Source organism: Nocardioides sp. (genome assembly GCF_031422975.1).
In the GTDB taxonomy this organism is placed as follows: Bacteria; Actinomycetota; Actinomycetes; order Propionibacteriales; family Nocardioidaceae; genus Nocardioides.
This window is the reverse complement of the sequence record NZ_JANPEO010000647.1, coordinates 1-8796: the sequence shown is the minus strand read 5'-3', so window position 1 is coordinate 8796 and position 8796 is coordinate 1. Positions and strand designations below refer to the sequence as shown.

General features: G+C 70.6%; 9 protein-coding genes and 1 pseudogene. 3 read left to right on the top strand and 7 right to left on the bottom strand.

Features of this window, described 5'->3' with window-relative positions; translation table 11 throughout:
- A pseudogene (locus tag RMO85_RS19060) lies at positions 1 to 320 on the top strand (class I SAM-dependent methyltransferase); the annotation flags it as partial.
- Between the two features lie 9 nt (positions 321 to 329).
- On the opposite strand, the gene RMO85_RS19055 reads toward RMO85_RS19060, so the two are convergent.
- Together RMO85_RS19055 and mca are read right to left on the bottom strand one after the other, a co-directional pair.
- Entirely contained in the window at positions 330 to 575 is a 246-nt protein-coding gene (locus tag RMO85_RS19055) for a hypothetical protein (RefSeq protein WP_310530290.1), read from the bottom strand.
- Between the two features lie 12 nt (positions 576 to 587).
- Entirely contained in the window at positions 588 to 1439 is an 852-nt protein-coding gene (mca, locus tag RMO85_RS19050) for a mycothiol conjugate amidase Mca (RefSeq protein ID WP_310530291.1), read from the bottom strand.
- Between the two features lie 147 nt (positions 1440 to 1586).
- Here mca and RMO85_RS19045 point away from each other — a divergent pair, with 147 nt between their 5' ends.
- Both RMO85_RS19045 and greA read left to right on the top strand, forming a co-directional pair.
- The gene (locus RMO85_RS19045; protein ID WP_310530289.1) at positions 1587 to 1994 is read left to right on the top strand and encodes a DUF4307 domain-containing protein; all 408 of its coding nucleotides are present in this window, start codon (positions 1587 to 1589) and stop codon (positions 1992 to 1994) included.
- A 206-nt stretch (positions 1995 to 2200) separates the two neighbouring features.
- Complete coding sequence (gene greA, locus RMO85_RS19040; protein ID WP_310530288.1) at positions 2201 to 2698, top strand: transcription elongation factor GreA; 498 nt, start codon at positions 2201 to 2203, stop codon at positions 2696 to 2698.
- Between the two features lie 45 nt (positions 2699 to 2743).
- On the opposite strand, the gene ilvA is transcribed toward greA, so the two are convergent.
- The 5 genes from ilvA to RMO85_RS19015 all read right to left on the bottom strand — a co-directional run bounded on the left by ilvA (position 2744) and on the right by RMO85_RS19015 (position 8738).
- On the bottom strand, positions 2744 to 3964 hold the full coding sequence (gene ilvA, locus RMO85_RS19035) for a threonine ammonia-lyase (protein WP_310530287.1): 1221 nt from the start codon (positions 3962 to 3964) through the stop codon (positions 2744 to 2746).
- Positions 3957 to 5270 carry an AI-2E family transporter gene (locus tag RMO85_RS19030; RefSeq protein WP_310530286.1) on the bottom strand — a complete coding sequence of 438 codons (1314 nt, stop codon included), beginning with the start codon at positions 5268 to 5270 and terminating at the stop codon, positions 3957 to 3959. Before RMO85_RS19030 ends, ilvA begins: the two co-directional genes overlap by 8 nt.
- Positions 5271 to 5279: 9 nt before the next feature.
- Positions 5280 to 6686 (bottom strand): glutamate mutase L, encoded by a 1407-nt coding sequence (locus tag RMO85_RS19025; protein WP_310530285.1) that lies wholly within the window; start codon positions 6684 to 6686, stop codon positions 5280 to 5282.
- Between the two features lie 15 nt (positions 6687 to 6701).
- Positions 6702 to 7862: a cystathionine gamma-synthase gene (locus RMO85_RS19020; protein ID WP_310530284.1), complete on the bottom strand. Its 1161-nt coding sequence runs from the start codon at positions 7860 to 7862 to the stop codon at positions 6702 to 6704.
- Between the two features lie 66 nt (positions 7863 to 7928).
- Positions 7929 to 8738: a hypothetical protein gene (locus RMO85_RS19015; protein ID WP_310530283.1), complete on the bottom strand. Its 810-nt coding sequence runs from the start codon at positions 8736 to 8738 to the stop codon at positions 7929 to 7931.
- Between the last annotated feature and the right edge of the window lie 58 nt (positions 8739 to 8796).

Sequence of the window (8796 nt, the reverse complement as noted above, 5' to 3'; positions counted from 1 at the left end):
ACCTCGCGGTGGTGGCCTACTTCCAGGTGCCGGCCGCGATGCGGCGTACGGCGGTGAGAAACGTCCTCAGGTCACTGGGACCCGGCGGCATGCTGGTCTGGGTCGCGCACGACTCCACCAACCTCACCGAGGGGACCGGCGGACCGCAGGACCCGGCCGTGCTGATGACCGCCGAGGACGTCGTCGCCGACCTCGACGGGATCGACGTCGAGCTCGCCCGCGCCGAGCGGGTGGCCCGGGTCGTGAGCGCCGATGACGGTCACGGCAGCGAGGTCACCAGGACGGCGTGGGACTGCTTCGTGCGGCTCGCCCGGGCGTAGCGCCGCTCCTCAGACCGACGTGGGAGAGTCCCCGCCGGTGGGCTCGTCGGCGGAATCGGCCTCGACCGGCTGGTCGCCGTACGCCCCGGCGTCCTTCGCCGCCTGAGCCTTGCGCAGCTGCTTGGTCAGGCTCCACCCCAGGAAGGCGACCGCGAGGGCGAGCAGCAAGAAGATGATCAGGGCCACCCATCCGGCCTTGACGTCTTCGGGCGCGGGGCCCTCGGTGACAGCAGCGAGCAACGTGAGCGTGACCATGGCTCCAGTCTCTCAGGCGGGGTCGATGATGCCGGCGAACAGGTCGTCCTCCGGCGTCTCGGAGGCGACATGGCTCACGACCAGCTCGAAGTCCTCGGTCGGCCAGGTGTCTGCCTGGACCTCCCGCGGGATCGAGAAGAACCAGCCATCGGGGTCGATCTGCGTCGCGTGCGCGAGCAGCGCCTGGTCGCGCACGCCGAAGTAGTCCGAGCACGGCACCTTGGTCGTCACCCGGGCATCCCAGTCGGGTCGCTCGGGCCACTCGGCCAGCCGCTCCGCCCAGGGTGACTCGAGGTCGTGGGCCAGCATCGCCTCGTGCAGCGCGACGGCCTTCGGCCGGCTGTGGCCGTGCTGGTAGTAGAGCTTGAGCGGCTGCCAGGGCTCCCCCGCCTCGGGGTAGCGCTCCGGATCACCCGCCGCGTGGAACGCCTCGACCGAGATCAGGTGGCACATGACGTGGTCGGGGTGCGGGTAGCCGCCGTTCTCGTCGTAGGTCGTCAGCACGTGTGGTCGGAACTCGCGGATCAGCCTCACCAGTGGCGCCGCGCCGGCCTCGACGTCAACCAGGCCGAAGCAGCCCTCCGGGAGCGGCGGCTTGGGGTCGCCCTCGGGCCATCCGGAGTCGACGAAGCCGAGCCAGTCCTGCCGGACGCCCAGGATGTCGCGAGCGCGCTCCATCTCCTGGCGCCGGATCTCGGTGATGTTGTCGAGGATGTCGGGCCGGTCCATCTTGGGGTTCAGGATCGAGCCGCGCTCGCCGCCCGTGCAGGTGACGACGTGGACGTCCACGCCCTCGGTGACATACATCGCCGTCGAGGCCGCGCCCTTGCTCGACTCGTCGTCGGGATGGGCGTGCACGTGCATGAGGCGGTATCCGGCGCGCGGCCGGGCGGCCGTGCCGGCTCCGGTGGGCTCGGGTCCGGTGGGCTCGGGTCCGGCTGGGGTGACGGGCTGCGGCATGCATCCGAGTCTAGGTTCTCCACTCTGGGCAGGGTTCTCTAGGCTGCAGGGGTGACCGACCCAGCGCCAGCCGTCAGCGACCTCACCGATCGGTACGGCGCACCGGCACCGTGGCGCCGGCCGGTGCTGATCGCCGCCGTGGCCGCGCTCGCGGTGGTCTTCCTCGCCTGGGTCGCGTGGGTCGCCTGGGCGCACGGGACTCCCGCAGCCGAGTCGGAGCTGGTCGGCTACGAGGTGCGCGACGACAGCTCCGCCGTCGCGCACATCGACGTACAGCTCGAGGACGACGTCACCGCCAGCTGCCGGGTGCGCGCCTTCGCGGAGGACCACACCACCGTCGGCGAGGTCTCCTTCACCCCCACCCCGGGGCGCAACGACGTCGAGGTCCGCACCGAACGACGAGCGACGAGCATCGACCTGGTCGGGTGCACCACACCCGACCAGCAACGCCCGCGCTGAGCGTCGAAATCGGCCCTGACCAGCCCGTTCGCCGTCGTCAACCTGCATTGATCCGCCTGAGTTGCTAACCTTGTCCATCTGCCCGCCCGGCAGCGCCAGCCGAGTGCGCCGCCGTTGAGCGCGAGCCGAACGGCTCGGCAGCAGGACCACACCACGACCCAGTGGATGCGAATACATGCGTATCCACCTAGTAGGAGCACACCGACATGACCCAGGACGCCGGCATCATCTGGCTCACGCAGGATGCCTTCGACAAGCTCACCGCCGAGCTCGAGGAGCTCAAGGGGCCTCGTCGCGCCGAGATCATCGAGAAGATCTCGGCCGCGCGAGACGAGGGTGACCTGAAGGAGAACAGCGGCTACCACGCGGCCAAGGACGAGCAGGGCAAGCAGGAGGCCCGCATCCGACAGCTCGAGGACATGCTGCGTCGCGCCGAGGTCGGCGAGACGCCGGCCAACGACGGCGTCGTCGAGCCGGGCATGGTCGTCACCATCCGCTTCAGCGGTGAGGACGAGACGGCGAAGTTCCTGCTCGGTGCGCGCGAGAACCTCGCCGAGGGCGACACCCTCGACGTCTACTCCCCGCAGTCCGCCATGGGCGCGGCGATCAACGGCCACGACAAGGGCGAGACGGTCACCTACACCGCGCCCAACGGCAAGGACATCCAGGTCGACATCGTCGACGCGGAGCCCTACAAGGCCTGATCTCGATCCACTGTTGACCCGGCACCTCTCGTGCCGGGTCAACTGCTATTCGTAGACCTTGTAGCCGGCCTCGCGGAGCTGGCCCATCACGACCTCGGCGTGCACCTCGCCACGGGTCTCGAGCTGGATCCGCACCTCGACCTCGTTGAGGGTGAGGGTCGGCGAGATCCGCTCGTGCGCGACCTCGAGCACGTTGGCGCCCGCTTCCCCGACCCGGGTCAGCAGGCCCGCCAGGCCGCCCGGAAGGTCGGGGATGACGACGCGGAGGTAGAGGTAGCGTCCGGCGGACGCGAGTCCGTGCCGGATGACCTTGCCCAGCAGCAGCGGGTCGATGTTGCCGCCGGAGAGGACCGCGACGGCGGGGCTCTCGAAGTGGGTCGGCGTGTCCAAGATGGCCGCCACAGCCGCCGCCCCCGCCGGCTCGACCACCATCTTGGCCCGCTCGACAAGTGCCAGCAGCGCCCTCGACAGCGACTCCTCGGAGACCGTGAGCACCTCGTCGCAGTGGTCGCGTACGGCGGCGAAGGTGATCTCGCCGGGACAGCCGACCGCGATCCCGTCGGCCATCGTCGTCATCGACGACAGGGGCACCGGGGCGCCCTGGCGCAACGAACCCGGGAACGCCGCGGCTCCCTCGGCCTGCACCCCGATCACGCGGACGTCGGGGCGGGAGGCCTTGATCGCGATGGCGATGCCGGCCAGCAGTCCGCCACCACCGGTCGGGACGATCACGGTCTTGACGTCGGGCCGCTGCTCGAGGATCTCCAGCCCGGCGGTGCCCTGCCCAGCGACGATGTCGGCGTGGTCGAAGGGGTGGATGAGCACCGCCCCGGTCTCCTCGGCGAAGCGTCTCGCCTCGACCAGTGCGTCCTCGAGGTAGCGACCGTGGAAGCGCACGTCGGCGCCGTAGGCCCGCGTCGCCTTCTCCTTCGGGATCGGTGCGCCCTCGGGCATGAAGACGGTGGAGCGGATGCCGAGGGTGGTGGCGGCCAGCGCCACGCCCTGCGCGTGGTTGCCGGCGCTCGCGGCGACGACACCGGCAGCGCGTTCGTCGGCCGAGAGCCGGGAGATGCGGACGTAGGCGCCGCGGATCTTGAACGAGCCGGTGCGCTGGAGGTTCTCGCACTTCAGGCTCACCGGACCGTCGATCAGGCTCGAGAGCCAGCGCGACTCCTCCATGGGGGTCCGCACGGCGACGTCGCGAAGCACCTCGCGAGCGGCCTCGATGTCGGCCAGGGTCACGCTGGTCGGGCGCGGGTCAGTCACTCGACACCTCCTCCTCCAGGTCCTCACGTTCGTCATCGGTCACGACCGGCGAGTCGAATTCCTCGGGTTCCCGCTTCTTCGCCAGGTGGTTGACCACGGCGTTGCCTGCGGCGGCGAGGGGTACGGCGATGAGCGCGCCGGCGATGCCCGCGACCAGCACCCCGCAACCGATCGCCACGATCACGCCGAGCGGGTGCAGGGACACGAAGCGACCCATCAGGAACGGCTGCAGGATGTGGCCCTCGATCTGCTGGACCAGGATCACGCCACCCAGCATCAGCAGCGCCGTGATCGGACCCTGGTCCACGAGCGCGACCAGGATCGCGACGACGCCGGCGACGGTCGCGCCGACCATCGGGACGAAGGCGCCCAGGAAGACCAGGACACCGATCGCGAGCACGAACGGCACACCCAAGATGGCGGCCACGATCGCCACACCGATCGCGTCGGCCAGGGCGACCAGCACGGTGGCCCTGACGAACTGGGTGAGCGAGATCCACGCGACCCGGCCCGAGCCGTCGACGTGCCCGCGGGCTGCTCGGGGCGCCAGGCGAACCAGCCACGACCAGATGCGGCCGCCGTCGGCGAGGAAGAAGTAGGTGGAGAACAAGATGATGAAGAAGCCGGCGAGGACGTGTCCCAGCGCCGTGCCGACCTCGGTCAGCCGCGTCACGGCGCCGCCCTGACGCGAGTTCTCCGTGATGGTGCGCTGCGCCGACTCGATCCAGCCGTTGAGCTGGCTGTCGCTCAGGCTCAAGGGCCCGGTGCGCAACCAGTCCTTGATCTGGCCGAGTCCCTCGACCACCGAGTCGGCCAGGTCCTGTGCACCGGCCGCCACCTGCTGGCCGACGTAGGTCAGCAACAGGCCCACGGTGGCGATGCCGAGGATCATCACGATGCCCGCGGCCAGCCCGCGAGGCAGTCCGAGGTGTTGCAGCCAGCCGACCACCGGGGCGACGAGTGCGGCGATGAGCAGCGAGATGGCCAGCGGCAAGGTGATGACCACCAGGAAGGCCAGCAGCCAGGCGAGGCCGAAGACGGCCGCGGCGATGACGATCAGCCGCCACGACCAGGCGGCCGCGAGGTCGATGCCCCAGGGCACCTGCGCCTGGCTGAAGTTGCTGGTCCCGGTCGTGATCGTGATCGGCTCGGGGCGGCGCTCGGCGCGCAGGGAGGCCCACTGGTGCGCCAGTTGCGCCGCCAGCCGCTCCGTGCGCCGGGAGTCGGAGCCCGGCCGCTCCGCGTCCTCGTCGTGCCCTGTGGCCGAGACCATCTCCCGGTCCGTTGACCCGCTGTCCTTCGTCACGAGTGCAGGCTACTCATCCACGCTGAGCGCGAGCCCCTGGACGAGTCCGTACGCCGCCTCGGGATGCGCCCCGGCGAGCAGACCGGCTGCGGCCAGCACGTAGTCGTGGTCGACGACGACGCGAGGCGCCCGGGGCAGCTGCCAGCCGCCGGCGTGCTCGCCCGTGGCGGGCAGCAGCACACGGTGGACGACGCCGGCGGCGCCGTTGCGCAGCGCTCCCCCGGAGCCGACGAGCAGGTCGATCTCGCGCAGGTCCTTGCCGGTGCGTTCGACGACGCGACCCTCGGGACTGAGCACGACCTTGCTCCGACCGGCGTGCCGCCTGAGGGCGAGGCCGATCGCGGCCCGGGCGATGGCCTCGTCGATGTCGCGTTCGTCGTCGGAGTGGGGCAGGTAGTCGGGATGGGCCCGCAGCCGGTGCGCGGCGGCCTCGAGGTCGGGAAGCTCCGCGGCCTCGACCGTGCTGACCGCGGACCACCGCATGCCGAGGTCGCCCTCGACCGTGCGCGTGACCGCGGTCGTGGCGACGACCTCGCGCGCGAGACCGCTCTCCTCCGGGTCGATCTCGACGACGCTGTGCACGTCGGTGGTCGCCCCGCCGACATCCACGACGACCACGTCCCCGGCACCGGGTCGCGCGTTGCCGTCGAGATCGGGGCCGGGCCCGCGCGCCAACAGCTCGACACCGGTGAGCACGACGTCCGGGGTCGCGCCCTTGACCATCGCGGTGAAGTCGGTGCGCCTGCTGAGGTGCTTGCCGCCGATCACGTGCGCCAGGAACATCTCGCGGATGGCGGCGCGCGCCGACCCGGCCGCGAGCACGCCGATCTTCGGCACCACGTTGTCGGCAAGGACGTACGGCGTTCGCGACTCCTCGAAGGCGGCGGCCACCTGTTCGTGCGCCTCGACGTCGCCGGCGACGACGACCGGGCCGGACCAGCGGGCGGCCCCGAGGAAGGCGGCGTCGCCGATCAGCTGGCTGCTGTTCCCGCCGTCGGTGCCCCCCACGAGCAGCACCACGTCCGGGAGGGCGTCGCGCAGGTCGGCGTACCGCTGCACATCGAGGCCGCCCGAGAGCACGGCCACGACCTTGCCGCCGCTGGAGAGCGCCACCCGTCGCCCGGCCTCGGCGGTGACCAGCTCCTCGTTGCCGACGACGGCGATCCGCAGACCGCCGCCCGCGCTGGAGCAGGCCAGCACCTCGGCGTCCACGGCGCGAGCATCCTGCGCGACCAGCACCGCGAGGCAGGCGTCGAAGCCGTCGAGGACGTCGCCGACGCCGTCTGGCCCGGGCAGCGTCGTCGGATGACTGGCGGACGCGATCATCTCGCCGCTCTCGAGATCGACGAAGGAGGCCTTGGTGAAGGTCGACCCGAAGTCGACGCACACGACCGTGTGCGGCGCGGGCGAGGTCATCTCGCTGTCCTCACGTCACGCAAGGGCCCGGTCCAGGTCGGCGAGCAGGTCCTCGATCGTCTCGATGCCCACGCTGAGGCGGATCAGGTCGGACGGCACCTCGAGGTCGGTGCCCGCGACACTCGCGTGCGTCATCCGGCCCGGGTGCTCGATCAGCGACTCGACGCCGCCGAGCGACTCGCCGAGCGTGAAGACCTCGGCCCTGGCACAGACGTCGAGCGCGTGCTGCTCGCCACCGGTGACGCGGAGGCTGATGATGCCGCCGAAGCGCTTCATCTGCTTGGCGGCGATCGCGTGGCCGGGGTGGGTCTCGAGCCCGGGGTAGATCACCTCGGCGACCTTGGCGTGGCTGCTGAGGAACTCGACGACCCTCTCGGCGTTGTCGCAGTGCCGATCCATCCGCACGCCCAGCGTCTTGAGCCCGCGGTGGGTGAGGAAGCAGTCGAAGGGGCCGGGCACCGCACCCATGGAGTTCTGGTGGAAGGCGATCTTGTCGGCGATCTCGAGATCGCGCACGACGACGGCTCCGCCGACGACGTCGCTGTGGCCGCCGACGTACTTCGTCGTCGAGTGCACGACGACGTCTGCACCCCGGGTCAGCGGTTGCTGGAGGTAGGGCGACGCGAACGTGTTGTCCACGACGAGCAGCGCGCCCGCCTCGTGGGCCACGGAGGCGAGCGCCTCGATGTCGCCGATGTTGAGCATCGGGTTGGTGGGTGTCTCGACCCACACGAGCCTGGTCCTGCCGGGCACGATCGCGGCCCGCATCGCGTCGACGTCGGAGACCGCGGCCGGGCTGTGGTCGAGGCCCCAGACCTTGGCCACCTTGTCGAAGAGGCGGAAGGTGCCGCCGTACGCGTCGTCGGGGATGACCGCATGGTCGCCGGGAGCCGTGAGGGACCGGATGACGGTGTCCTCGGCCGCCAGCCCGCTCGCGAACGCGAAGCCGCGCTCACCCTCCTCGACGGCCGCGAGGGCACCTTCGAGCGCGGTCCGGGTCGGGTTGGCGGAGCGGCTGTACTCATAGCCGCCGCGCATCCCGCCGACGCCGTCCTGCTTGTAGGTGCTGGTGGCGTAGATGGGCGGGATCACCGCTCCGGTCATGGCATCGGGTTCGTAGCCGGCGTGGATCGCACGCGTCTCGAAACCGGACTTGTTGACGTGTTCCTGGGTCACACCGCGACAGTAGTACGCGTCACACGTCGCCGCCGACCCAGGAGCCCGTCCTCCTCGTGAGCCCCGTCAGCGAGTGCTGGCCGCTTGCCCGCCAGCGCCGGCTCCGTTCACAGCCCCAGGCTTCGAAGGCGCGAACGAGGGGTTGACGACGCCGGTCGGGCGCGCTGCCCAGGTAGCGAGCACCTCCCAGATCCCGGTGCCCGCACTAAAGGTATAGACACCGGCTCCGAATGCGTCGGTCGCCGAGCACAGGGCGACTCCACCGCGGCAGATGCCCCGGTTCGCGCCCACGCCCACGGCCTCGCTCTCGAAGACGCAGAGGTTGCCGGCTGCCGCATTGGGTGCGGCAGCCGTGCCCGAGCAGCCGACCGGCACTGGGTCACCGAGCTTGATGTAGTGCGGCGTCGGCGGCGCTGCGAAGGTTGCTCCGAAGGAGATGCCCGTGCCACCCCCGGCACCAGGTGCGGCCGCGTTGCCCTGGAGCATGATCGTTCCTCGATAGAGCGGCTGGGCCGGTGCGTAGCGGGCGTCGCTCTCGGCCTTGGTGTAGGAGGAGCCGTTCAGTGCGTAGTTTCCGGTGGGTTGGTACTTCGCGTCGGACTGCGCCTTGGTGTAGTACCCACCGAGCTTGGCGTCCACCTCGGCCTTGGAGTAGGCCGACCCTGCGGCGGCGTACTTGGCGTCGGAGGCGGCCTTCGTGTAGTAGCGCTTGTCCGCCAGCGGCTGGAGTTTCTTCTTCCAGATCTTCTTCCAGTTGGTGGCGGCGAACTGCGACACCTCGGCGCCTGCAGGGCTGATCGCGGTGATCCCACCCCCGATGAGAACGCCGATGACCACGGCGACGATGGCGCGCTTCAGGTTTGCTCGAGACTGCATGGTGCTGGTCCTCTCACTGGGTTTCTCGGACGCACCAAACTCGTCCCACCAGAGGCCC